26 protein-coding genes are annotated in these 23,698 nt (G+C 43.7%); 18 read left to right on the top strand and 8 right to left on the bottom strand.

The genetic code is table 11. The features are described 5' to 3' along the window. The coding region (locus tag PVE40_RS06780; protein WP_274731125.1) for a transposase at positions 1-632 on the bottom strand (632 nt) is incomplete at its 3' end. 595 nt (positions 633-1,227) lie between these two features. On the opposite strand from PVE40_RS06780, the gene PVE40_RS06775 reads away from it, so the two are divergent. Then, positions 1,228-1,359 carry a hypothetical protein gene (locus PVE40_RS06775; RefSeq protein ID WP_274731124.1) on the top strand — a complete coding sequence of 44 codons (132 nt, stop codon included), beginning with the start codon at positions 1,228-1,230 and terminating at the stop codon, positions 1,357-1,359. A gap of 64 nt (positions 1,360-1,423) precedes the next feature. Here the strand turns inward: PVE40_RS06775 and PVE40_RS06770 are convergent, their stop codons facing one another. Continuing rightward, positions 1,424-2,026: a YaaA family protein gene (locus PVE40_RS06770; RefSeq protein ID WP_274731123.1), complete on the bottom strand. Its 603-nt coding sequence runs from the start codon at positions 2,024-2,026 to the stop codon at positions 1,424-1,426. Between the two features lie 218 nt (positions 2,027-2,244). Between PVE40_RS06770 and PVE40_RS06765 the strand changes: the two genes are divergently transcribed. The 3 genes from PVE40_RS06765 to PVE40_RS06755 are packed head-to-tail and all read left to right on the top strand — an operon-like array spanning position 2,245 to position 4,119. Further along, positions 2,245-3,063 (top strand): DegV family protein, encoded by an 819-nt coding sequence (locus tag PVE40_RS06765; RefSeq protein ID WP_274731122.1) that lies wholly within the window; start codon positions 2,245-2,247, stop codon positions 3,061-3,063. Between the two features lie 20 nt (positions 3,064-3,083). Further along, positions 3,084-3,785, top strand: a complete 702-nt coding sequence (gene gloB, locus PVE40_RS06760) for a hydroxyacylglutathione hydrolase (protein WP_274731127.1) — start codon at positions 3,084-3,086, stop codon at positions 3,783-3,785. A gap of 16 nt (positions 3,786-3,801) precedes the next feature. Beyond that, positions 3,802-4,119, top strand: coding sequence for a MazG nucleotide pyrophosphohydrolase domain-containing protein (locus PVE40_RS06755; RefSeq protein WP_274731121.1), 318 nt, complete (start codon positions 3,802-3,804; stop codon positions 4,117-4,119). A gap of 190 nt (positions 4,120-4,309) precedes the next feature. Here PVE40_RS06755 and PVE40_RS06750 read toward each other — a convergent pair whose 3' ends face one another. Next, positions 4,310-5,629: an APC family permease gene (locus PVE40_RS06750; RefSeq protein ID WP_338033473.1), complete on the bottom strand. Its 1,320-nt coding sequence runs from the start codon at positions 5,627-5,629 to the stop codon at positions 4,310-4,312. An 89-nt stretch (positions 5,630-5,718) separates the two neighbouring features. Beyond that, on the bottom strand, positions 5,719-6,216 hold the full coding sequence (locus tag PVE40_RS06745) for a hypothetical protein (protein WP_274731120.1): 498 nt from the start codon (positions 6,214-6,216) through the stop codon (positions 5,719-5,721). Positions 6,217-6,438: 222 nt separating this feature from the next. On the opposite strand from PVE40_RS06745, the gene PVE40_RS06740 reads away from it, so the two are divergent. After that, positions 6,439-6,873 carry a pyridoxamine 5'-phosphate oxidase family protein gene (locus tag PVE40_RS06740; RefSeq protein ID WP_274731119.1) on the top strand — a complete coding sequence of 145 codons (435 nt, stop codon included), beginning with the start codon at positions 6,439-6,441 and terminating at the stop codon, positions 6,871-6,873. Positions 6,874-6,938: 65 nt separating this feature from the next. On the opposite strand, the gene rluF is transcribed toward PVE40_RS06740, so the two are convergent. Then, positions 6,939-7,643, bottom strand: a complete 705-nt coding sequence (rluF, locus tag PVE40_RS06735; protein WP_274731118.1) for a 23S rRNA pseudouridine(2604) synthase RluF — start codon at positions 7,641-7,643, stop codon at positions 6,939-6,941. A 140-nt stretch (positions 7,644-7,783) separates the two neighbouring features. Between rluF and PVE40_RS06730 the strand changes: the two genes are divergently transcribed. From PVE40_RS06730 to PVE40_RS06675, 12 genes are all read left to right on the top strand, one after another. Next, on the top strand, positions 7,784-8,770 hold the full coding sequence (locus PVE40_RS06730; protein WP_274731117.1) for an alpha/beta hydrolase: 987 nt from the start codon (positions 7,784-7,786) through the stop codon (positions 8,768-8,770). 169 nt (positions 8,771-8,939) lie between these two features. Next, positions 8,940-9,824 (top strand): helix-turn-helix domain-containing protein, encoded by an 885-nt coding sequence (locus PVE40_RS06725; protein ID WP_274731116.1) that lies wholly within the window; start codon positions 8,940-8,942, stop codon positions 9,822-9,824. A gap of 1 nt (position 9,825) precedes the next feature. Next, positions 9,826-10,434 carry an NADPH-dependent FMN reductase gene (locus PVE40_RS06720; RefSeq protein WP_274731115.1) on the top strand — a complete coding sequence of 203 codons (609 nt, stop codon included), beginning with the start codon at positions 9,826-9,828 and terminating at the stop codon, positions 10,432-10,434. Positions 10,435-10,453: 19 nt separating this feature from the next. Next, positions 10,454-11,680, top strand: a complete 1,227-nt coding sequence (locus PVE40_RS06715; protein WP_274731114.1) for an NADPH-dependent oxidoreductase — start codon at positions 10,454-10,456, stop codon at positions 11,678-11,680. 207 nt (positions 11,681-11,887) lie between these two features. After that, positions 11,888-12,694 (top strand): alpha/beta fold hydrolase, encoded by an 807-nt coding sequence (locus tag PVE40_RS06710; RefSeq protein ID WP_274731113.1) that lies wholly within the window; start codon positions 11,888-11,890, stop codon positions 12,692-12,694. 15 nt (positions 12,695-12,709) lie between these two features. After that, complete coding sequence (locus PVE40_RS06705; RefSeq protein ID WP_274731112.1) at positions 12,710-13,669, top strand: sensor domain-containing diguanylate cyclase; 960 nt, start codon at positions 12,710-12,712, stop codon at positions 13,667-13,669. Between the two features lie 14 nt (positions 13,670-13,683). Next, the gene (locus PVE40_RS06700; protein ID WP_274731111.1) at positions 13,684-14,580 is read left to right on the top strand and encodes an alpha/beta fold hydrolase; all 897 of its coding nucleotides are present in this window, start codon (positions 13,684-13,686) and stop codon (positions 14,578-14,580) included. Positions 14,581-14,591: 11 nt separating this feature from the next. Next, on the top strand, positions 14,592-15,257 hold the full coding sequence (locus PVE40_RS06695; RefSeq protein ID WP_274731110.1) for a uracil-DNA glycosylase: 666 nt from the start codon (positions 14,592-14,594) through the stop codon (positions 15,255-15,257). Between the two features lie 26 nt (positions 15,258-15,283). After that, positions 15,284-16,291, top strand: a complete 1,008-nt coding sequence (locus PVE40_RS06690; RefSeq protein WP_274731109.1) for a D-alanyl-D-alanine carboxypeptidase family protein — start codon at positions 15,284-15,286, stop codon at positions 16,289-16,291. Positions 16,292-16,299: 8 nt separating this feature from the next. After that, the gene (locus tag PVE40_RS06685) at positions 16,300-16,767 is read left to right on the top strand and encodes a YehS family protein (protein WP_274731108.1); all 468 of its coding nucleotides are present in this window, start codon (positions 16,300-16,302) and stop codon (positions 16,765-16,767) included. Positions 16,768-17,056: 289 nt separating this feature from the next. After that, positions 17,057-18,004 carry an acyltransferase family protein gene (locus tag PVE40_RS06680; RefSeq protein WP_274731107.1) on the top strand — a complete coding sequence of 316 codons (948 nt, stop codon included), beginning with the start codon at positions 17,057-17,059 and terminating at the stop codon, positions 18,002-18,004. Positions 18,005-18,008: 4 nt separating this feature from the next. Beyond that, positions 18,009-20,423, top strand: a complete 2,415-nt coding sequence (locus PVE40_RS06675; RefSeq protein WP_274731106.1) for a YfhO family protein — start codon at positions 18,009-18,011, stop codon at positions 20,421-20,423. A 92-nt stretch (positions 20,424-20,515) separates the two neighbouring features. Here the strand turns inward: PVE40_RS06675 and PVE40_RS06670 are convergent, their stop codons facing one another. Continuing rightward, positions 20,516-21,409, bottom strand: a complete 894-nt coding sequence (locus tag PVE40_RS06670) for a fructose bisphosphate aldolase (protein WP_274731105.1) — start codon at positions 21,407-21,409, stop codon at positions 20,516-20,518. Positions 21,410-21,551: 142 nt separating this feature from the next. Between PVE40_RS06670 and PVE40_RS06665 the strand changes: the two genes are divergently transcribed. Continuing rightward, a complete protein-coding gene (locus PVE40_RS06665) occupies positions 21,552-21,782 on the top strand; it encodes a helix-turn-helix domain-containing protein (protein ID WP_274731104.1) in 231 nt (76 codons plus the stop codon). Positions 21,783-21,834: 52 nt separating this feature from the next. Here PVE40_RS06665 and PVE40_RS06660 read toward each other — a convergent pair whose 3' ends face one another. Both PVE40_RS06660 and PVE40_RS06655 read right to left on the bottom strand, forming a co-directional pair. Further along, positions 21,835-22,554: a PspA/IM30 family protein gene (locus tag PVE40_RS06660; protein WP_274731103.1), complete on the bottom strand. Its 720-nt coding sequence runs from the start codon at positions 22,552-22,554 to the stop codon at positions 21,835-21,837. 27 nt (positions 22,555-22,581) lie between these two features. Further along, complete coding sequence (locus PVE40_RS06655; protein WP_274731102.1) at positions 22,582-23,649, bottom strand: hypothetical protein; 1,068 nt, start codon at positions 23,647-23,649, stop codon at positions 22,582-22,584. Positions 23,650-23,698 lie beyond the last annotated feature (49 nt).

The raw sequence follows: 23,698 nt of genomic DNA, 5'->3' as shown, positions 1-23,698 counted from the left end.
TGCTCCAGCATTGGCTCCAGAAATGTTTTCACCCCATTTGAGGTATAAACATTGCCAGAACGAAGTTCTGCTTTCAGGAAATCACCCGTTAGGCCATCGAAAGCGACCAAGGGATGGTACCCGTTCGTGCCATAGTGGGCATTGTAGTTGGCAGCCTCTTGATTCCCGAATGTATCGGAATGAGTGGAATCCAAATCGATGATGAGTTCGGTCGCATTCCGTTTCGTCCGCGCTTTATCAATTATGGCTTGATTCAGGCTTTGAAATTGGGAGATGGTTGCCTCCGTTATTCGGTCCCAGAACCGAGAAAGAGACGCTTGCGATGCAATCCCGTCCTTATCAAGCACCAAACGGAAAATAGGATCTTCCTTCAGTAAATTGGCGGAAGAATCCGTAGCGTATCCGGCAATCAACTGGAACAAGAGTTGCTCCAGCAAGGAAATGTTGTCATGATGCCAGTAGCGTCGGTTGTCCTGGAAGGTGAGAGAATGGGTAGCTAATGTTGAGAAGCCAATGGAATCCATGAATTCTTTTACCAAAATCAGCCCAGAATCGGTGGAAAGATTTCCGCCCGTATTATTTACGACCATGTTTGAGTTGAAATTTACGCGTTTTTCCTGTAATGTAGCCATTGAGAGAACCCCTTTCATGGTTTAGTTTAGTCGCTTTAACCATAGCAGATTGGGGTTCTTTTTGTACACCCAAAGGGTGTCGGATAACTAAACAAAAAACAGTGTTGGAACAACGCTTAGAGAGCATTTTAGAAAAACTATGAATTATTCAGGACGAATATTATCTATTAAGATCTGAATTCGAATAGTTACCGAGATTAGTCAGGGCATTTGCAACGAACGAACATTCGTGCTATAATTACATTTCAACGTCCAAAAACATATGCAAGTGATATGTATGGAACCAAGGCTTTTCTCTATTCTGCAGTAATAGCTGCAGTGAACGGAACCAAAAATAAGTGAAGTTAAATTTATTAGCTAGCGCCACGTGATGGTGTCTTCCAACATGAATTTCCAAGATTTAGATTTGATAGTGAAAAAGTCGCGATTCCTGTACAGGAATACCTTTTTTTCTTCTGATAAAATAAGTAGAGATAAAAAAGGTACTCATTTGAGTGCCTTTTTGATTTCTCTTCATACAGAAAAAAGGACATGAGGAGGTTGAAAGATAGAAGCGTACGCATATGGTTACGCTCAAGAAGGAGCAACACATTCAATGAAGAACATTGTCTACACAACGACAAAAAAAGAAACGGTTGAAATATCGTGGGAAGATTATTTCAAAGAAATTGAAATGCGCACCCAAGCTCGTTTGAAGAAAAAACAAGCGCAAGCAAACCGTAAATAAAAAAGAACTTGGACATCTTGGTCTCACAACTAGTGAGATTGAGGTTCCGAGTTCTTTTTTTGCTCTAATCTTTAGGCCGAATAAAAACCCAGTGTACATCATTTGAATGATCCGGTTCAAAGCGGTACCCCATATCATCGAAGGCTCGAACTTCTTGAAGGTCAGTGATTCGGTTGCGCGCAATGTAATTGACCATTTGTCCGCGACCTTTTTTAGAAATGGTGGAGTGTTTCTTCAACTTGGCGTTGGCATCCTCTTCATAAAAGGAAACGGTGATCACGATGTCTTCCTCTGTTGCATAACGGGTAACGGTCTTGCTGAATTCATCGCTGGCCAAATTCAAAATAAGGCGACTTTCCTCTGATAGTGATTGATAAATCCGGTCACTCCAGGCCTTATATAAGCCTTTCGTTTGGAAGTCTAATCGATAAGGGGAAATGCCATCAAAAGGTTTCACCACACCATACTTAGCCGATAGGATTCGTACATAATCCTCCAAAAAGAGGAGATCTTCTTCAGTCAGCGACTCTCTCAAATAGCGAAATTGCAGCCCATTGTATAGATTAATGGCACGGTAAAGCTCGGTATTCTCTGCTAATTCGTGACGTCGTTCAGCTATTTGCGGATGGTCGGTCATTTCTTTAGAGGGGGAGATAATAATCCGCAACGAAAACATCCTTTCTCAAATAAAATAAACTTCCTCACCTATTATACCCAAAATAGTTTTTGATTTGCGCTTTTTAGAATGGATGAGTTCGACTTTCCTTGCGATATTGATTATAATAATCAAGCAATCCTCATGTGTGTAGTGAGGTAGATTAAACCTTGAGGAGATTGAAATGATTAAAATTATGGCAGATTCAACATGCGATTTATCCCAGGAAGTTGTGGAACGATATAATATTGGGCTTGGCTCCCTTAAATATTACGATTGAAGGGGTTACTTACCGAGATAAAATAGATTTATCGGCCGATGAGTTTTTTGAACGGCTGCCTCATTTGAAAGAATTACCAACCACTTCTATGCCAAGTCCTGAATCTTATCTAAACATTATTGATCAAGCAAGGGGAGAAGGGTATACCGAATTTTTATGCATCTGCATGTCGAGCGGTACGAGTGGTTCTTATCAATCTGCTGTTCTGGCAAAAGAACTCTTTTATGAGCAACATCCGATTTCTAATGTAAAAATTCATGTTGTAGATTCCTTGTCTATGAGTCAGGGCAGCGGCTGGTTGATTATCAAATCAGCGCAACTGTTGGAGGAAAACGCTACGTTTGAAGAATTGGTTGCCTTTAATGAATCCCATAAGAAAAAGGTGAAGCATTTCTTATGTGTGGATAATTTGAAGAACTTGATTAAAAGTGGACGTCTATCGAACACTGGAGCTTTCGTTGGAAGTTTACTGAGAGTGAAGCCCGTTATGTCCATGAAAAATGGCAAAGGCGCCATTGTAGCGAAAGCAAGAGGCACAAACAAAGCGCTTAAATATTATGTTGACGAATTTATAAAGCGTAATCAGGCTGATTTAACTAATTTTATTATCATCGGGTACTCGTCAAACATCGAAATTGCCCGACAACTGAAAGAACGGATGGAAACACAAGCCAATTTCAAAGGACTTATTTATCTCATGCAAATGGGCGTAGTAGTGGGCACACATGTTGGCTTAGGTGGCGTATCGATGTTCTTTATGGAGAAATAAGAAGAGAAGGAGTGATCATGATGAACATTCACATGATAAGAGCTTTGTCTGATAACTATATTTGGATGGTGGAAGAGGGAACAGAAGTCCTTGTCGTCGATCCGGGAGAAGCGAGCGGCGTGCTGGACTATCTGAAGGAAAAACAACTTCACTTAAAAGCGATCCTGCTCACGCATAACCATGACGACCATACAGGAGGTGTCCCAGAGATTGTAGCAGCATTCCCTGGGACACCTATATATGGACCAAAGGAAACCGAATCACTTGCTGAAATAATCGTTCAAGATGGTGATTCCTTCACTTTATTAGGTCACAACTTTCATGTCTTCCAAACAGCAGGACATACAAACGGTCACATCAGCTTCTTAACAGAAGATGCCCTTTTTTGCGGGGATGCTTTGTTTTCAGGAGGCTGCGGACGAGTCTTTACCAAAGATTATGCAGCGCAGTATGCTGCTTTGCAATGGTTCAAAGGGTTAGATGATGCGGTTCAGGTATATGCTGCCCATGAATACACGCAAACCAATTTACGTTTTGCGCATTCGATTCACTCTGACAATGAAGGAATTTTGAAGGCACTGGACGAAGCGAACCGCTTGCGGGATCAAGATTTGCCCACTTTGCCATCTACGATTGGGAAAGAAAAAGAAATCAATGTGTTTTTACAAGCAGGTACGCTGGAACAATTTATTGAACTCCGCAAAGCGCGAGACCACTTTTAGAAAGTTGGAAAACGACATGGCACAACTGACAATTGCAGATTTGCAAGGTTATCTAGCGATGAAGTACAAGGAAGGGCGCACGTCATCGGGTTTGTTCATGAAGCTAGTCGAGGAAGTCGGTGAAGTAGCGGAAGCGCTGAACCAGTTGGAAGGAAGAAAAGCCAAGGAAGATCAAGGCTCGTTAGAAGCAGAATTGGTCGATGTAATTCATTATGCAGTGGCGATTGCCAGTATCAACCAAATTGATCTGACAACAGCAATTATTGAAAAAGATAAAAAAGCCGCACTGAAATACAACCAAACTCCAAACCTAGAAGAATTTTTGGAAAAATAAAGAGCAGCACACGGCCTCCTAACAGAAGTCATGTGCTGCTCTTATCGTCTATAAGGATTCGTTAAAGTGAGCCCCGAAAAAGCTGTTCACTTCAACGAACTGGGCTTTGTTCGTTAAAGCGAGGCATGTAAAAGCAGCTCACTTCATCGAACTAGGCTTTGTTCGTTAAAGTGAGGCTCAAAAAAGTAACTCACTTCATCGAACGAGACTGTAGCAAGAAAACTGGAACACCTAAGAAAGTCAGCCCTAACCCAAGCAGCGCGTTCAGCGGTTGCGCCAAGAGCGTGCTCACAACAATGAACAGCCCGCCCACAATCGCAACTAATGGAATCACCGGATAAAAGGGAACGCGATAGCTGCGTTCAAGCTCCGGTTGCCGTTTTCGCAAAAGGAGAACCGCCACAAAGGTCATGGTAGAGAAAATCCAGATTACGAAAACAATGAGGTCCGTCAACTGGTTAAAAGACCCAGTCAACATCATCAAGATCGCAATCGCTAAAATAAAGAGACCGCCATGAACCGGGACGTTGGTACGGGCGTTTAAGGAACCGAACCAATTGGAAAAAGGGAGCATGTTTCTGTTAGCTAAAACATAAGGCGTGCGCATGCCGGAGAGAAAGTATCCATTCATTGCCCCAAAAACCGAAATGAGGATGCCGATGGTAATCAGCTTCCCACCCATACCTGGGAACAACTTAGCCGCAACAATGGCAGCAGGTGTTTCGGTTGCGGCAAGGGTGGCACTGTCAACGACAAACAAGTATGCTACATTGATTGCCAGATAGACTGCCATCACAATCGACAGACCACCGACAATGACTCGCGGCAAGGTTTTTCCTGGATCTTTCATTTCACCTGCTAGCGTCCCCACGTTCATCCAACCGTCATAGGCAAACAGGGTAGCGACTAATGCCGAACTAAGGGCAGGAAGGAACGGCCGATTGGTAGCCACAAACGGTATGAGTGGAGAAGGACCGCCCCCTGGATAGAGGAGACCAGCTACAATAATAATGATTAACGGAACCAGTTTGAGGAACGTTGCGACATTTTGGATGCCGCCGCCATACTTCGTTCCGAGAAAATTGACCGAAGCCAAAAAAACAGCAGTGGTGATGGCGGTCGGCACAATCAGATTTGCCTGCCAGCCAAAGAGACTGGCTAGTTGTGTGGCAAAAATAATCGCTAACGCAGCGAAATTAGCCGGGAAGTAAACAACCATCTGTGCCCAACCGACTAGAAATCCCCAGAATTCTCCGTACACTTTTTCTAAATAAACCATCATTCCACCCGTTTGCGGGTAAATGGTTCCAATTTCCGCAACAGTCAATCCGCCTGCAATCGTAATGAAGCCGGCAACTACCCAAGCAAGAAGGCCCACTCCTGGTGCTCCGCTTGCTGCGTAGACAGCGGTCGGTTTGAAAAAAATTCCCGCACCGATGACCGTACCAACCAACACAGTCAACGCTGTTAAACTGCTAATATTTTTCTTTAAACGTGGTTCATCCATCATACTTCCAACTCTCTTCAAAAAATACATATCACCAAATTGTAGAAAGGTGCAGAGCAGTTGTCAAGAGCTAGGAAAGGAAAGAATAGATATTATTGCTCTGCTAACGTTTTTTTATCTTTCGCTTGATGCATCTTCAACATCACAAAGCGGGCAATCGGTTGAGCAATGACTGCTTCTACCAGAAAGGAAATAGCCATATTACGAGGCCATTTATAAAAGAACATCCGAATCGGATCCATGCTGATGTGTCGGGCTCCAATCCAAGAACCAATTACTGTTAAGAATACGGACATCAATAAGACTGTACATAACGTATTGATTACCATTTGTGATCGGAAACGATCATTTTTGTCTGCAATTTTAGACGACAACCATTCTGCTGGTTTATGGGTAAGTAACACAAGTGCGATAACGGTAATCCAAATAAAGGGAAGAATCGTTAGAACATCCAACCAGACATAAAAATGAAATCCTACCTCAAAGAAAGTAATCAATGGAGCAATGATGTGTACGGATATAATCGAAATAGTAAGCAGAAAAATAACAAACTCCTTTTTGTTTCTTGGTAACTTCATATAAAATTCCATCTCGCTCATCCTTCTTTCTAAATAGTTGTAACCAAATACATGAAAAACAAAAAAGCGTGAAACCACAAATAAGTAGTTTCACGCGGGACAGTTATACGCGCAAGGTTATCAGAATGATTATTATAAAGTTATTTTTCATTTATTTCTAGTAAAAGTTTTTTTATTTTTCTGAACAATTTGTGATAAAATATACAAGTAATCGTAATCGTGAGGAGTGGAGAAATGAAAATAGAAGACATTTTAAGCGTCTTACAGGATCAAATGAAAGTGGCTGTTTTCGCAACCGTAGATGAAAATAACAAACCGCATGCTCGGCACGCGCATATCGGGGTTGCTAACAAAAATGGCGTATTTTTTATGACGAGTCCGAAAACAGATTTTTATCAACAATTAATGCACAACCCGTATGTTGCCATTACGGCAATGTCTGAAGAGGGGTACTTGATCCAAGTGATTCGGATTGAAGGGAAAGTACGAAAGGTCGGAAAAGAACGTCTCGAAGAAGTATTGGCGGGAAATCCGTATGTCCAACATGTATATCCCGACAAAAAAGAACGGCAAGGAGCGCAAGTGTTCCAGCTGTATGAAGGGGAAGGTTTCTATCACAGCTTGACACAAGGCCATCGCTATACCTTCACCATTCGAGCAGAGGAATAAGCAAGAACCGGTACGTTAACGAGTCAACTCGTATCCGTACCGGTTCTTCTTTTATAAATCGATCATCAGGTTTTTGGTGTGTAATTCAGTTCCTTGAATAAATCGGTCCGTTCCTTGTCCGTCAACTCGCGCCACTTTCCGACCGGTAAGTCGCCCAAATGAATATTCATAATCCGAATCCGTTGCAGCTCACGAACTGTATAGCCCAGTTCCGAACACATCCGGCGAATTTGACGGTTCAAGCCTTGGGTTAGAATAATCTTAAAGGTGTACTTGGATAGCTGGTGCGTTTTGCAGGGCAAGGTGGTTGTTCCCAGAATCTTCACTCCGGCAGACATTTTTTTTAAGAATGCAGGTGTAATCGGACGGTCTACAGTCACGATGTATTCTTTTTCGTGGCGATTTTCCGAGCGCAAGATTTCGTTGACGATATCGCCGTCATTCGTCATGAGAATGAGACCTTCAGAGTCTTTGTCCAAACGGCCCACATGGAAGACGCGCAGTGGGTGATTGACTAGGTCAACGATATTTCCTTTGATACTTTGATCTGTCGTACTCGTAATGCCGACTGGTTTATTTAGGGCTAGATAGACATATTTTTTTGTAATGTGAACCGGTTGACCATCAATTCGAACGTCATCCCCAGGTTCTACCGTCGTTCCCAACGTAACGGGCTTGCCGTTAACCGTTACTCGACCTTCATCAATTAACCGGTCAGCACCTCGTCTCGATGCTTTTCCAGATTCACTGATGTATTTATTGATCCGCATGCTGACACATCCTTATCAGAGGCTTTTTGTTTCTTCCTTACTATACTTGATAATCAGATGGAAACAAAGTACATATTCTTGTGACTTTTGGGCTCCTCCGTTAAGATAAGAGGAAGGGAAACGAAAAAGGATGGGTCGCTATGAAAGTCACGTACCAGATGATTGACAAACAAATACGAATCAGAGGATATATCATTGATTTCTTCGTCCGTCAAAAATCGGAACAGAAATTCCATACATTTTTATATCGCGTCCAAAAATTAGCTTCACTTGTAAAGGGGATTAATGTGAGCGGATTGGACTGTTCAGAAGAATGGCTGACGAGAAAAGACGGCTCGCAGTTACGGATTCTGATTTATCGCTCGAAGAAAAAAGGAGCAGCGAGTAAGAATCTGCCTGGTGTTTTGTGGCTTCATGGCGGCGGTTATGCATTGAGTATTCCGGAAATGTACGTGGCACGCTATAGGAGGCTCATTAAAACGAGAAACTGTGTAGTTGTTGCGCCAGATTACCGCCTCTCTACCGAAGCGCCGTATCCAGCGGCCTTGGAAGATGCCTACCTCACGTTAGTGTGGATGAAGGAACACGCAAAAGCGTTAGGGATTCGCTCCGACCAACTGATGGTAGGCGGGGAGAGTGCAGGCGGTGGACTGACGACGGCCTTGACTCTTTATGCAAGGGATCAGGGAACTGTGAAAATTGCGTTTCAAATGCCAGTTTATCCGATGATTGACGACCGGATGATTACCGAATCAGCAAGGGACAACAATGTACCGATTTGGAACTCCAATACCAATCGGTGGGCATGGGATTTATATTTGAGAGACATGGACAAAGACAATTTGCCCCCTTACGCAGCTGCTGCTCGGGCCAAAAACTATCAAGGTTTACCGCCAGCCGTCACCTTTGTGGGCAACTTGGATGTTTTTCGGGACGAAACTATCGGGTGGGTCGAACGGATGAGAGAAGCGGGAGTACCCGTTGACTTCCTCTTGGTAGACGGCTGTTACCATGGCTTCGACATCACGAGTCCGCGAGCAGAGGTGAGTAAGAAAGCTCTCGAATTCTTATCGGAGTCTTTTGCCAAAGCAGTTGATCAGTATGTTGTAGCACAAGAAACCAAATAGTGAAAAGGAAGCGAGCCGATTCCGGTGCTTCCTTTTTTTTGTACGTCAAGAATATTTTTTATATAATTTTTTATATATCCCTATTGACAAAAAAATCACAAAGAGTATAATTTGAATTGTATTAATTGTGAAAAAAATTACAAAAAAATAAAGAGAGAGGAGGTTGCGGGTGAATATAGAACGCTTCATTGAAGTGCGCAAAGCCATGGGATTGTCGCAGATGGAGCTTGCTGCAGACATTTGCACGCAAGCAACCTTGAGCCGATTTGAAAATAACGGTCAGGTCCCTAGCTTAAAAATACTGATTAAACTTTGTAATCGGCTGAACTTACCCCTTGGTGAACTTTTCCCCAAAGTAGGGGTAAAGCATTCCGAAACAATCGAAAAAATGAACCAAGCAGAATTTTTTCTCATCACTAGTGAGTATGAACAGGCAGCTTCGTTACTGGAAACCATTGCTAGCAGCGAGCTGTTAGAAGAACCAAGTCTATCGATGCGTTGCCACTACTTAAAAGGGTTCATTATGATTGCGCAGCCTTCTCCGATTACCGATATTCTTTTTATGTTTGATCAAGTCTTGCTGGAAGAAGAGTCGAGCGAAGCAGAGATTTTCCGTTTACTAGCTTATACCGGTATTGGGATGGTCTACGCACGAGAAAATGATCTGGAAAAAGCGGAATTCTATTTCCAAAAAGTATTGGAAAAAATTTATCAGTATCCAACTAAAACGATAGAAGACACATGGCGTGTACTGCATATTGTCTTCCAGTGCGGCGTTTTCTTCGCCCATATTAAAGAATTGGATATCAGTAATGCTCTGCTTCATTATGCTGTCACCATTTGTTCAGATAATCACGTGACCTATTATCTCGCTCGGGCAGCCATTCAACTGGCAAAAAATGCCATGATTCAAAAGGAACCCACTGCGAAAATTCTGGAGCGCATATACGATGCACGAGCCTATTCGAAAATCAACCGCAATACCATTGCACTCGCAGAGCTGGCGCGAATGGAACAAGAAGTACGATTACAGGAAGATGAAAGGAAGTACTAACATGACAAAATTAATTGGTTTAGTTGGAACAAATTCCACCCAATCAACAAACCGGACACTTTTAGAATTCATGCAGAAGCATTTTGTAAATCAAGCAGAAATTGAAATCATTGAGATTACAGATATTCCGATGTTCAATAAACCAGAGAACAAACAAATCCCAGCCTCCGTACAAATCATCGCTGACAAGATTGAGGCAGCGGACGGGGTAATCATCAGTACACCTGAATATGACCATGCGGTTCCAGCATCCTTGATGAACGCATTGAGTTGGCTCTCTTATGGTATTTATCCCTTTGTGGATAAGCCGGTTATGATTACCGGAGCATCATATGGAACATTAGGATCATCGAGAGCACAAATGCACTTGCGCCAAATTTTAGACGCACCAGAATTAAAAGCACGCATCATGCCAAGCTCCGAGTTCTTATTAAGTCATTCTCTACAAGCATTTGATCTGGAAAAGAATTTAGTGGATGCAGAGCAAGTAGCGAAGTTAGATGGATTGTTTGCGGACTTCTTAACATTCGTTACGATTATGAAGCAATTGAACCATGCGCATGCCTTGCACAAAAAAGAAGCAGAGAATTTTTCTTGGGAAGCATTATAAAAGAGGAGTGGAAGAAGTAGTGAAAATTGTTGGAATCGTTGGCTCGAATGCAGAAGTCTCCTATAACCGAACCTTGTTACAATATATTCAAAAGCAGTACGGTTCTTTATTTGATTTAGAACTCGTTGAAATCAAAGATATTCCTTTGTTTAATCAAAGTGATGATCAAACCAATAGCCCAGTGATTCAAAAGTTGAATCAGAAGCTCCTTCGTGCAGACGGAGTAATTATTGCTACGCCTGAACACAATCACACAATTCCAGCAGCGTTGAAGAGTGTGTTGGAGTGGTTGTCCTTTAAGATTCATCCATTAGAAAACAAGCCGGTCATGATCGTGGGCGCATCTTACTATGATCAAGGTTCCTCTAGAGCGCAGCTTCATCTGCGTCAAATTCTCGATGCACCAGGCGTAAATGCGATGGTAATGCCCGGAAATGAATTTCTCTTAGGCAAAGTAAAGGAAGCCTTTGACGAATACGGGGACTTGAAGGAGCAAGGTACAATTAACTTCTTAGGCAGCTGCCTTGGGAAATTCGCTCAATTCGTAAGCATGGTTACTGCTCTAGAAGAACCGAAGAAAGAAGAATTGCCGCCAGAAGATTTATTTGCGACTGGGAAAATTGATACAACGATTGAAGGCATTGATAAGTACGCCGACGATTGGTTGGATCAAGCAGCCGCAGCAGTAAACGCAGTAGAGGGCGATACCTATGTGAAATTGGATTGCGGATTACTGACAGTTGACCAACTGAATTACTTCCTTGCATCGATGCCGATGGAATTGACCTATGCCGATAGTAACAATCAGTTCTTATACTACAACAAAACAAAACCAGGCACAGAAATGTTAGCCTACCGCGATCCTGTTCAAGTAGGGAATCCGTTGGCAAAATGTCATCCAGAAAAAGTACATAACAACGTAGGTTGGGTTATTCAACAACTTCGTTCTGGCGCAATGGATTCCTTCCGTATCAATGTGCCGACCCATGGCCCTGACAAGTTCGTTGTCCATAATTATCAAGCAATGCATGATAAAGAGGGCAACTATGTCGGAATCAACGAGTATATTTTAGACTTCCAACCAATCATTGATTGGTACTTGGTACAATCAGGTAAGAAGTTAGAAGCTGGCCCTGAAGTAGACGTTGTATCTAGTGCCTCGAAGAAAGAAGAAGTGGACGCTGTTTCCAGTGCTTCGAAAAAAGAAGAAGTAGACGTTGTATCCAGCGCATCAGTAAAAGCATAATCAGTTGAAAGTCCGTGAAACCTAATCGTTGCCCGGGCTTTCTTTATGTCTAAAATGTGAAAGTTTCATACTTATCAAGTAAACATTTGTCATTTGTTCTATAATGTAAATGAACTTATTAATAGGCTTTTCTTTTTTAATAAAGTTATATTTATGTTTATTTATTGACTAATGTTTGTTAATAAGCGTGAAAAGAAGAGGGATAAAATGACAGAAGATATCATCAAACGGAATCATGTACAAATCATAGGCGAGGGAGCAAAGACGATTGTATTTGCTCATGGATTCGGCTGTGAGCAAGGGATGTGGCAATACATTACGCCTGCCTTTGAGAGAGACTATCGTCTTGTCTTGTTCGATTATGTAGGGGCGGGGCATTCTGATATAACAGCTTATGATCCAATCAAATACAGCCAACTCGAAGGTTATTCTCAAGACGTATTAGATATTATTGAAGCGTTGGAATTAGAGCAAGTTATTTTTGTAGGACATTCAGTGAGTTCCATGATTGGCCTCCTAGCCTCTATCCAGAAACCAGCTTATTTCGAAAAACTCATCATGATTGGACCCTCTCCTTGTTACCTGAATACAGAAGATGGCTATTATGGTGGCTTTGATGAGTCGGATATTCATGACTTATTAGAAATGATGGAGATGAATTTCTCAGGTTGGGCTAGTTATATGGCACCAATGGCGATGGAACAAAGTAAAGATACGAAAATCGTGCGCGAGTTAGAGCATACGTTTGTGTCGAATGACCCAAGAATTGCTCGCCAATTCGCAGAAGTAACCTTCTTCTCTGACTGCAGGGACTTATTGCCGCTGTCGGACGTAGATACTTTGATTCTTCAGTGCACGCATGATAGTATCGTTCCAAGAGAAGTAGGAAGTTTCCTGAATGAATATTTGAAGAAAAGTACATTACGTGTCTTAGATGCAAAAGGACATTATCCTCACATTAGCCAGCCCGAAAAAACAATTGCTGCCTTGAAAGAGTATCTGGAACAAGCATAGAAAGGGAGAAACGGAATGGAAAATCGATTACAAAATGCACCATGCGGACTTCTTTCGCTCGATCATGAAGGATATTTGTTAGAAGTCAATGATACCTTTTTGAAAGAGATGAGCTATGAGCGGGAAACGATACTCAACAAACATATTGAATGTATGTGCAAGCCGAGTATGAAAATGATTTTTCATTCCTACTTCTACCCGAATATTAATCTATATGGCTCAGTAAAAGAATTTTTTATCAAGCTGAAAAATCAAGCAGGAGAAGAAGTTCCCTTTATCATGAGCGCCAATCAATATATAAAAGAAGGAAAAGATCAAATTGACGTAGTTTTGTTACCGATGAGACGACGAGTGGAATATGAAAAAGAGCTCAAGCAGACCCAACGAGAATTGCAAGAAGCTTTGAAGAAGCTGGAAGACGTTTATGCTGAGATTCAGCACAAACAAGAAACACTTGCAGCAATCAACACCGACTTGGTTCTCCTTACGAATACGGACCACTTGACGGGGATCGCCAACCGGAAGTTCTTGCAAGAACGGTTAGAGGGATTGATCGAACGATATCAGGAAGAAGGAATTGGATTTTCCCTCTTATTAATGGATATCGATCACTTCAAACAAGTAAATGATTGCTACGGACATCAAGTAGGCGATGAAGTCTTGATAAAAGTGGCAAGTTTGTTAAAAGAGTATGCTGGTGATGACTACGTGGCGGGCCGTTTTGGCGGCGAAGAATTCATCTTGCTGCTTCCTGGCGCAGATGAATCAGCCGCTTTCTTTATTGCTAAAAAAGTGAACCGTCTCATTGAGAAAGCAACATTTGACCAAGTAAATCACTTGACGATTAGTATTGGTTCCGCTACGTTTACAAAAGAGGATGACTTGAATTCGATTTTGAGAAAAGCCGACTATGCCCTGTATGTTTCGAAAGAAAAGGGCCGCAATAGGGCGACCCATTACTCTGAAGCCTTGTAAAGGAGGAATTTAGAATGGACTCGACCGTACATGAATATATCAAGACGAACCACATTCAGTTGCATGTTGCCAAGGCCGGTCCCGAAGAGGGGAAATTGATTATTTTTCTGCATGGTTTTCCTGAGTTTTGGTTTGGCTGGCGGAAACAAATCGACTATTTCACCGAACAAGGATACCGTGTATGGGTGCCCGACCAACGAGGGTACAACCGAAGTGAGAAGCCGCTGAAGGTGCGGGATTACCGCACGGAAGTATTAGCAGCGGATATAGCGGGGTTGATTGAAGCTTCCGGGAAAGAACAAGTGATTCTGGTAGGTCATGACTGGGGCGGCATTGTGGCTTGGCGAGTGGCGCGGACCTATCCAGACTTGGTGGAGCGTTTGATTATCTTGAACGCACCCCATGAAGTTGCGATGGCGAGCTATGGCCTGACACACCCAACTCAATTGCTACGAAGTACGTATGCCGGATTCTTCCAAATCCGTACAGTCCCAGAGAAATTAGTACAGATGAACGACTGGCTGCCAGCGATGCAGATGTTGGAACGTACAAGCCGAGAAGGCACGTTCACGGACGAAGACTTGTGCCGGTACCGGGAAGCTTGGTCACAACCCAGAGCATTTACTTCCATGTTGAATTGGTACCGAGCAATGGGACGGAGTTTCTCAGGGGGCAAGGTCCCAGAAGAAGTTCCCGTTCCGGTTATGGTTATTTGGGGAGCGAAAGACCAATTCCTGGAACGAGATTTAGCGCGGAGAAGCGTTGATTATTGCTCGCAAGGCCGCCTTGTTTTCTTTGAGAACGCAACGCATTGGGTTCATTTGGAAGAATCCACGCGAGTCAACATTCTCTTGGAACGCTTTATCGAGGATGAAACCTTTTTGGCAGGTAAATTAGTCAGCATGGAGTGAGGAGCGTGTTCATGCGAAACAAAAAACGCACATTTGAAACGTTTGTCGACGATTTAGCTCAGACAAAAACGCCAGTGAATGTCCATAATCAGTATTCGTATGATTTGAAGGAAAATGTGATCCGCCGACAAAACTTATTGCACTACCTTTATCAAATGGAGAAATTGGCACCGAAGCTCTTACTGGTTGCTGAAGCTCCTGGATATCGAGGGAGCCGCTTGACCGGGGTGCCTTTTACGAGCGAATACCTCTTGATGCACCATCCCTTTTTTGGGGCGGAAAGAGGGTACGAGTTAGTGAAGCAAGAAGGGTCGCTCTTGAAAGAAGCAACGGCCACCATCATCCGAAATGTACTAGCGGAATACCAGTTGTGTGCGATGGGATGGAACGCTTTGCCGTTCCACCCGCATCAGACGGAACAGGCGAAAACGAACCGAACGCCGACGAAGAAAGAATTGCTGCTAGGCGAGCAGCCATTACTCGATCTATTGGAACTTTTTCCCATTGAACGAGTGGTGGCGGTAGGGAATAAGGCCGCAGACAGCTTGGATAAGCTTGGAATCGATTACTACAAAGTGCGCCATCCGGCTCAAGGTGGCAAGAATCAATTTGTAGAAGGCATGCTGGAGTTGAATCAGATTTTGATACAGAATAATAGGGGAGGCGGACATCAGTGAGGAGAAGAAAAAGGAGAAGATTCCCTTTGATAAGGGGATTATTCTTCTTGTCTGCACTAGGTGGCGTCCTCTATACGGTACAACAAATCAGTGGCGTGAGCGATGAACAACCAGCAGTCATAGAAATTGCAGAATCAGAGGCAGTGATGGAATCTCATCCGCCTGTCGTTCAAGCGGCAGATGATTTCCGCGAAAATTTGGTTGAATTTTCTGCTCCTTTTATTGACCTCAAAAGTGTTCATAGTCCCAATGTCATACTGACGAACCTCGAGACGGGAAGAGTAGTGACGAAGAGGAACAGTGACAAGCAGCTCCCACCAGCTTCCTTAACCAAAATCATGACCGTTCTTGTTGCACTTGAAAACGTGAAGGACTTGGATCAGATCATTGAAATGAAACCAGAATATTTTGACCGCTTATTTGAACAAGAAGCGGCTGTGGCAGGATTTCAAGTTGGAGAGAAGGTAAGCTTTCGCGATTTACTATACGGAGCGATGTTGCCTTCTGGGGCAGACGCTTGTCTGGCCATCGCGCACTTGATTGCAGGTTCTGAAGCAGAGTATGCTATCTTAATGAATGAAAGAGCGGCGGAATTGCAGATGGATGCGACCCATTTTGTGACGGTAACCGGTTTGCATCATCCTGACCACGTTTCTTCAGTTGCTGATTTAGAACTTCTTTTAGAAGTTGCGTTAGAAAATGAGACCTTTTACCAAATCTTCACCACAGACGAGTACCTTACTGCTCCAACCACTTTTAACCCAGAAGGGCTGACGATGAGAAGCACGGTGAAGCGGTACAGAGAAGAATACGAAGAGATTGAGAAGATAATCATCGGCGGCAAGACCGGCTTCACCGAAGAAGCAGGTCAATGCCTGGCTACCCTTGCTAAGGTTGAGGGGCAAACGTATTTGTTGGTGACCGCTGGGGCAGGGGCACAGGCAGCTGGTCCCGGACCTGATTACGTTCCTATTTTGAAGCCATTGCACGTTTTGGATGCCGCTACGATATACAAACAATTAGAGAAAGATTGAGGGAAATCATGAATAACAACGATCGGTTAGCGCGCTTGCGCTACGCATTGAATATCAAAGACGACCAGATGGTGGAGGTTTTTGAACTTGGTGGCCTAACTATTACGAAAGCAGAAGTCCAAGCACTACTGAGAAAAGCCAAAACAGAAGAAGGCTATGAGAAGAGCTGCAGCAACGAATGGCTCGAGCGCTTCTTGAACGGTTTAATCGCCTCTCAGCGTGGTCCCTCTGATCGCGAGCTGGACTTAGAATTAACAGATCAAAACGTCAACAACCTTTTGTTGAAAAAAGTGAAGATTGCCTTATCCTTGCAGAGTGAGGATATTTTGGAAATCTTAGAGGACGCCGGTGTTTCCATTTCAAAAAGTGAATTGAGCGCGGTCTTGCGCAAAGAAGGACACCGTAACTACAAAATATGCGGCGATCGTTATGCCCGCAATTTCTTAAAAGGACTCGCACTTCGTTACCGTAGCTAAAAAGCTGCGGTTTTTTTGTGGATTTTTTTTTTTCGTTAAAGTGAGAGGTCACAAGAGTTGCGACTTCATCGAACTTAGCTTTGTTCGTTAAAGTGAGAGGCAAAAAGAGTTGTCACTTCATCGAACGTAGCTTCGTTCGTTAAAGTGAGTGGCAAAAAGTGCTGTCACATCATCGAACTGCCACTGGGAACAGGGTTTTCGTATCGGGTTCGGTGTCCGGTCAAAAAAATGGAGGAATCAAGAGAGATGAATTAAACTAGATGTATCCCAAGTAGGGCGGGTGATACAGATGAAACGGATTGAATCAATCGATTTTATGAAGTTCTTTGCGGCTTTTGCGGTAGTGTTGATCCATGCCAACTCTTTTATGCAGGTTCCTTTGTTTGGTATAACAGGAGAGGAGATCGACCTCATCATCGAGTCAGGTGCTCGTTTTGCTGTGCCGTTTTTCTTTATGGCTGGCGGGTATTTCTTAGGGAATCGTCTTAATTGGCCGTCCGTCAAAAAGTACGTAGGGAAACTTTTGAAATTGTATCTTTTTTGGACGCTCTTTTATTTTGTGTTTGATATTTTAGTTCTTTTTCTAGAAAAAGCTTCGCTGCAGGAGTACTTGTCAGAGAACTGGTCGCCATCCGCCATTCTTTATTTCGGCAACCCAACCAGTGCACCTCACTTGTGGTATTTGCCAGCGGTTATTTGGAGTGCACTCGTTTTGTTTCTCTTTGCCCGGGCGAATCTGGTAGAATTCTTGTGGGTAATGAGCTTTGCTTTGAATATTGTGGGCATTTTGGACTTGATTCCGTCCATCCCTACAAGAGAAGCCGCGTTTTTAGGTTTGTTTTATACCACATCTGGCTGCCTTCTGGCTCGTTACGACGTGCGAGTTCCTAAAAAACTGTTTCTATTGCTGCCGCTTCTTTTTGTGAGTCAGGTCATAGAAGGAGTCTTTTTCTTCTCAGGAGATTACTTTTTTTCAACTATCTTTTTGACTCATCTATTATTCAACCTCGCGCTCACCTATCCAACACTCGGTGCAGGAACGTATCTTACAAAAGTAGGTGCCCAGTCTGCCTCGGTTTATTTTTTGCATTGGTTTTATTTGGAAGTAACTCGCATTGCTATCCAGCATTGGGAACTGGAGTTTCTGACCACCACTATTTTCTGGGGAATTGGTTTCCCCATTATTCTTTTCTTTTTTTCATACGGTTCAGCCGTAATAATTTTTAAGCGGGAGTGATCGCATGGAGAAAAAACGTATTCCACTTATTAGCTTTTTATTGGCAATTTTACTTTGGTTTGTTTTCTTAATCAGTAAAAACTTGGCGCCATTTGGCACAGATCTTTTATTTATGAGTGATCTGGGGGCTCAGTATCTTCCTTTTCTAGCCGAATTTCGAGACATGCTTCTCACGCAAGACGGATTTCTGTATTCGTTCCATAACGGGATTGGCGGGAATATGTTGCCGCTCATGGCTTATTACGTGACCAGCCCTTTCAATTTGCTGGTTGCCTTTTTTACGAATGAAACACTGCCTATTTTTGTGCATCTGTTAATGGGATTGAAAATCAGTCTCGCGGCCGCAGCGATGGGGCGCTATTTGATTCATACATACCAGAAGCGGTCGTGGATGGCGGTTCTACTTGCAGTGGTTTATTCCTTTAGTGGATTCACTGCGGCATACTTCTATAACATTATGTGGCTGGATGCCTTGATTTGGTTGCCTGTAGTGACGCTCGCCTTGCAGCGGTTACTGGATGAGGGGAAGAAGACGGGCTATATTTTGTCATTGTTTATCCTCATCTGGAGTAACTATTATTTAGGCTACATGGTCTGCTTGTTCTTAGCTTTCTACGCGGTCTATTGGACCTTGATAACGACAAAGAATCAGAAACTAATCGGGAAAAAACTTAGGCGTTTTATTGGTAGCTCACTGATCGGGGCTATGCTGACAGGCGTATTGTTGGTTCCGACCATTTTTGGAATGATGACAACTGGGAAAGGGGAGTTCGACTTCTCATTCTTGAGCTTGTACCCAACGTATGGATTGGATGGTCTTGCAGGTTTTGGCGTCGGAATCAGTGATTTCACGACCCGGTTACGGCATCTACCAACTTTGTACAGCTCTCTGACCGCACTCCTCCTCGTTGGCGTTTATGCAGGGAATTCCTTGATTCCTCGAAAAACAAAGCGAACACGCTTCTTTTTCCTCGGATTCCTGCTCTTGACGACTTGGCTCCAACCGCTCTTGGCGCTCTTTCAAGCATTCCAGCCAGCCGCAGGATTTCCATTCCGGCAGAGCTTCTTGATTTCTTTCTTTCTACTAAGTCTTGCTTACGAAAGTTGGCTCAATCGCACTGGCATCCAGCAAAAACAGGTGCTTTGCGTTGGTATCGCGGTAGGAATCGTATTTCTTCTCGCTCTTTTATTTAACCAAATGAATTGGTTTGATTTCCCAGAGATGAGCGTGCAAGTGATACTGCTGAACCTCTTGTTTGTAGGGGCCTCGACCATCTTGCTCGGGATGAAAAAGGTCAAAAAACTTCCGCTCGCACTCTTTATTTTAATAGAACTATGCACCAACTTTTGGCTGATGACAGGAGAGATTCCGGTACATGCGTATGCGGATTACCAAAGATATGTGGGCCACATGGAAACCGAGCTCGCTGATGTGGAATTTGCTCGGGTGGACAACTCGTCATTTGATGCCAAGGAATTCCGTCTGGCAACGAATGGATACAATGACGGGGTACACTTTTCCTATCCAGGTGTGTCTGCTTATACATCCACATTGGCGGCAGATAAAATAAGCTTTTATCAAAATCTAGGACTCTACAGTCGGAATGAGCGCCGGATTTCCTATGTGGGCAGTACGCCGCTGACAGATTTGTTGCTGTCTGTTGGGTACCGCTTGGAAGAAACATTGGAACCTGTGCCTCACTTCAAGTTCGGCTTCACCGTTCCAAGTGCGATTGAGCAGCTATCTGTTACCGACGATCCTTTCCAAAATCAAAACCAACTATCTCAAGCGCTGTTTCAAACGGACGTGTTTGTGCCGGTCAAGCAATTTGAGAAGGAAGAACAGGAGGTTTCTTTCCAAACAGAAGCCGGAACCTTGTACATTTGGTTGCCGCTTGGCGGAACGTATAAACAGGTGCAGGTAAATGGGGAAGATGTGAAAACGAAGTTGCAGTTGGATGACGGCATGTTGGTTCCATTAGGTGAGTCTGAAGAAGGGGAGTGTGTGACGCTGCAACTAGCAGGAGGAGAAGACCTATTGCCAGAGCAGATCCAAACATTCCAGAATCAGACGTTTGATCAAATGCTTGCTTCCTATAGCGGAAAGCCGTTACGCAACTTGACTTGGGAGAATCATGTCCTAGAGGGTACCGTCGAACATGCACAGGATGGGGAACTGCTTCTCCTTTCGATTCCACTTGAACCAGGCTGGCAGATTGAAGTAGACGGCAAAGAAGTGCAGCCTACCAAAGTCGCGGGCGGACTAATCGGAGTGCCGCTGACAGCAGGAAGTCATCAAGTTCGTGCACAATTTATTCCGCCGGGACTAGTAATAGGGCTGGGAATTACCTTATTAGGGTTGGCACTATTCCTGTATTCGATTTGGGCAGCCAAGAGAAAAGAGAGTTCGTTAAAGTGAGGAATAAAAAAGCACTTCACTTCATCGAACGAAAATTTTCAGACAACAAAAAGAAGAAGTCGCGAAACCGCGCTTCTTCTTTTTTTTTCTAATTATTTTTTATTCACCGACGCATCATAAATCGTCGTTACTGCGTCTTTCAAGGCAGCATCAAATGATTCGGGACTTTGATTGACATTCAGTTTCTCGGACAGGGCGCGCGAGAAGCTGGCAATCAGGCCGTCGTTTTCTTTTAATTTCTCGTTTGCTTCTCCGCGAGAGTAGCCGCCGGAAAGTGCCACGACCCGTATGACATTCGGGTGGGCAATGAGTTCATGGTAGGCATTGGCAACGGTAGGGATGGTTAACTTCAACATCACCAAATCGTCCGCCGACAAGGTATTCAAATGGTTCAAGATCTCATCTTTTAGAATTGCTTCAACTTCGTCCTTTTTATGGCTGTAGATGTCGACTTCTGGTTCAATAATCGGCACCAACCCTGCATCTATAATCTGACGAGCGACTTCGAATTGTTGCGCGACAACGTCCTTGATTCCTTCTGGATTCAATTCCTTAATCACGGAGCGCATCTTCGTACCAAAGATATTGTAATGATTGGCCAACTCCAGGGTTTTTGCTAATTGAGGCATCGGCTTCATCAATTGGACGCCATTTTCTTCTTCTGCCAACCCTTTATCAATTTTCAAGAAAGGGGCAATTCCTTTTTGCTCTGCCAAATATTGGGCAGTCGGCATACCGTCGATTTCACGTTCCATGGTTTGTTCAAATAAAATGGCACCAAGGATGTATTGGGAATCAAATGCAGGGGAAGTAATGATTCTGGTGCGCATTTTATGGACTAAATCAAACATCTCTTCTTCTGAATGGTAATCTTCTTCCATGATTCCATAGAGTTTCAGAGCCTTCGGAGTGCTTCCGCCACTTTGATCTAGTGCTGCAATAAAACCTTTACCGTCACGTACTTTTCTCAACTGTGCTTCATTCATTGTTCCAATTCCTCCTTTTTTACTGAACCTTCCTATTTATTGTATCGTTAATCCTCCTAAATGAGTACCGAGAAGCTCAGGTAGGCGAAGACAAAGCCGCTCTTTTCCAGTAAAATAGAGAAAGAAGAAAGGTAGGAGAGTTATGTACTTAACGATTGAAGAAACAGCTGAATACTTGGAAGTACCCGTCCATGAGGTCCACCGTTGGATTCGCGAAAGGCAAGTGCGAACCGTTCAAGTAGACGGTCAGACCTTGTTATACAAAGAACAGTTCAATTTATTCTTGAAAGAACGGAAAAAGCAAAAAGCAGCCCTAGAAGAATACCTGAACACTCCGATTCCAGAAGACGTAGATATCAAAGATGAAGACTAAGAAAGTGTGGCCAACGCAACTGTATACGCTGGTCACACTTTTTTTATACTCCCTATTCTACTGAGCTTTCGCTCTCATCTTCTTCAATAGCTGGGGAGAGTCCCAGTTCTTGTTTCATACGCGTCAATTCATCTTCAACTGCTGCAGAAGTTTGGGTTGCGTATTTCTCTTCCAATGCTTTCGCTTGGTCGATTGGTTCAGTGTTTAATTCAGACATAGCATTGGATTCATCCAGCATGCGGTTCGCCTTGTCTTCCATCCGTTTGAAGTTGCCCAACGCACTTTGTGATTTCGAAACGTTTTGTGAAACTTCATTAATTTTGTCTTGGGTTTTCGCAACGGACATTTTGCCTTTAATCATCGCACGGCGTTGTCTCAATGTTTCGATATCGTTTGCCAACTTGTCATGCATCTGGCGCATCTTCACTGCGTTTTCATGAGCAGATGCGTATGCAGAAGCAAGGCCAGCTCCGACACTTTCAATTTCCTGTTTCTTTGAAAGGAAAATGCGAGCGTCATCTTCATTGCCGGCTTCCAAAGCTTTCTTAGCAAGCTGTTCATACTTCTTCACTTCAGCTTCATTTTGGTCTACTTCGCGTTTCGCACGGTTTTCTTCTGCCATAATGCTTGCAGTGCTGCGTTTTACTTCGGCTAAATCTTCCATCATGTCACGCAAGTATTGGTCGATCATTTTCTCTGGATCTTCCATGCGGTCGATGATTGCATTGATGTTTGCACTGATAATATCGGTAAAGCGATTTAGAATGGCCATTGTTCATTTCCTCCTCAAAATTAGGTATTAATTGTCATCACTGTATTTCTTTGCTAAATCATCTGCGTCTGACTGTTTGCCAAATGTGTGGAGCGGTTTGTTCAACATTTCTTCCGTTTGTTTTGCTTCCAAGGCTTGTTGGTCTTTCCGTTTCTTCCACCAGAAGAACAGGAGTGCGATGAGAACGACAGCTCCGATTACTAGAAAAACAGGAATCCACGGTGAAGTCGTTACTTCCATGATGCGGTCTGCTGCTTGACGGAATGATTCACTAAAGAACTCAGACGTATTTAGACTACTATCATAATAGTTACGATCGATGTAGTCCAATAAAATGTTCGCCGCTTCTGCGTCAATCACTTGTTTGGCTTGCGTACCCGTCACGTAATAAGTAATGTATTGGCTTGGAACTCCTTCATAAAAGAGGAGCAACAAGTGCGCTTCATCCGTAAACAAATCATCATACAGGCTATTTGCGAATGCCTCTACTTCTTGCATCGAAGCAGTTCTTGAACCATTGATTTCACCTGTAATGTAAACATGTGGTTGTACACCCGTTTGCTTATAGAAGTGGCGCAAGCCATCATTCATAACGGATTCGTTTTCTACCCAACCCAATTCATCCGTATAGTAGGAAGTTTCATTAACAGAACCAGCTGGTAGTGGTTCCCTTTCTACTGTGGAAGGGGTAATGGATTGATTCGAGCTGCTTCCGGATCCCCCAGAATTTCCTGCTAATGCCGGCAGTAAAATAAACAAGACAGCAAAAATCAGGGTAAGGGTAAGAATGGCTGTTCCGCAACCAGAACCACAACCCCCTGGACCGCCTGGACCATTCCCATACGTGCGCCTTCCTCTTGTTCCCCATGTGTTGATGACGGGGCCGGTACGAATAACTGGTCTGCGGTTATAGCCACCGCCACCGAAGCCGCCACCGCCGCCCCAGGAACCACCGCCACGACCGCCGCCTCCAAACGACCCGCCGCCTCGGCCACCCGAGCTGCTGCGTCCACCGCCGCCGCGTGAGCCACCAAACGATCCGCCGCCGCCACGACTTCCGCCGCCACCACCGCCGCGACCTCCTCCTCTAGCCATAAACATCCCTCTTTTCATCCAATCTAACAATTGTGTTTGCTAATTTCAA

It is taken from the genome of Jeotgalibaca caeni, assembly GCF_028863945.1.
Classification (GTDB): domain Bacteria; phylum Bacillota; class Bacilli; order Lactobacillales; family Aerococcaceae; genus Jeotgalibaca; species Jeotgalibaca caeni.
The sequence above is the reverse complement of the archived record's forward strand: the minus strand, read 5'-3'. Positions and strand labels throughout refer to the sequence as shown.

What these genes read in the sequence shown, in the direction of transcription:
- PVE40_RS06705 (WP_274731112.1), top strand. Translation starts at nt 12,710, where the DNA reads ATGGAAAATCGATTACAAAATGCACCATGCGGACTTCTTTCGCTCGAT.
- PVE40_RS06755 (WP_274731121.1), top strand. Translation starts at nt 3,802, where the DNA reads ATGGCACAACTGACAATTGCAGATTTGCAAGGTTATCTAGCGATGAAG.
- PVE40_RS06685 (WP_274731108.1), top strand. Translation starts at nt 16,300, where the DNA reads ATGAATAACAACGATCGGTTAGCGCGCTTGCGCTACGCATTGAATATC.
- PVE40_RS06660 (WP_274731103.1), bottom strand. Translation starts at nt 22,554, where the DNA reads ATGGCCATTCTAAATCGCTTTACCGATATTATCAGTGCAAACATCAAT.
- PVE40_RS06730 (WP_274731117.1), top strand. Translation starts at nt 7,784, where the DNA reads ATGAAAGTCACGTACCAGATGATTGACAAACAAATACGAATCAGAGGA.
- PVE40_RS06740 (WP_274731119.1), top strand. Translation starts at nt 6,439, where the DNA reads ATGAAAATAGAAGACATTTTAAGCGTCTTACAGGATCAAATGAAAGTG.
- PVE40_RS06750 (WP_338033473.1), bottom strand. Translation starts at nt 5,629, where the DNA reads ATGATGGATGAACCACGTTTAAAGAAAAATATTAGCAGTTTAACAGCG.
- PVE40_RS06695 (WP_274731110.1), top strand. Translation starts at nt 14,592, where the DNA reads ATGCGAAACAAAAAACGCACATTTGAAACGTTTGTCGACGATTTAGCT.
- PVE40_RS06670 (WP_274731105.1), bottom strand. Translation starts at nt 21,409, where the DNA reads ATGAATGAAGCACAGTTGAGAAAAGTACGTGACGGTAAAGGTTTTATT.
- PVE40_RS06675 (WP_274731106.1), top strand. Translation starts at nt 18,009, where the DNA reads ATGGAGAAAAAACGTATTCCACTTATTAGCTTTTTATTGGCAATTTTA.
- PVE40_RS06720 (WP_274731115.1), top strand. Translation starts at nt 9,826, where the DNA reads ATGACAAAATTAATTGGTTTAGTTGGAACAAATTCCACCCAATCAACA.
- rluF (WP_274731118.1), bottom strand. Translation starts at nt 7,643, where the DNA reads ATGCGGATCAATAAATACATCAGTGAATCTGGAAAAGCATCGAGACGA.
- PVE40_RS06655 (WP_274731102.1), bottom strand. Translation starts at nt 23,649, where the DNA reads ATGGCTAGAGGAGGAGGTCGCGGCGGTGGTGGCGGCGGAAGTCGTGGC.
- gloB (WP_274731127.1), top strand. Translation starts at nt 3,084, where the DNA reads ATGAACATTCACATGATAAGAGCTTTGTCTGATAACTATATTTGGATG.
- PVE40_RS06665 (WP_274731104.1), top strand. Translation starts at nt 21,552, where the DNA reads ATGTACTTAACGATTGAAGAAACAGCTGAATACTTGGAAGTACCCGTC.
- PVE40_RS06775 (WP_274731124.1), top strand. Translation starts at nt 1,228, where the DNA reads ATGAAGAACATTGTCTACACAACGACAAAAAAAGAAACGGTTGAAATA.
- PVE40_RS06745 (WP_274731120.1), bottom strand. Translation starts at nt 6,216, where the DNA reads ATGGAATTTTATATGAAGTTACCAAGAAACAAAAAGGAGTTTGTTATT.
- PVE40_RS06700 (WP_274731111.1), top strand. Translation starts at nt 13,684, where the DNA reads ATGGACTCGACCGTACATGAATATATCAAGACGAACCACATTCAGTTG.
- PVE40_RS06680 (WP_274731107.1), top strand. Translation starts at nt 17,057, where the DNA reads ATGAAACGGATTGAATCAATCGATTTTATGAAGTTCTTTGCGGCTTTT.
- PVE40_RS06710 (WP_274731113.1), top strand. Translation starts at nt 11,888, where the DNA reads ATGACAGAAGATATCATCAAACGGAATCATGTACAAATCATAGGCGAG.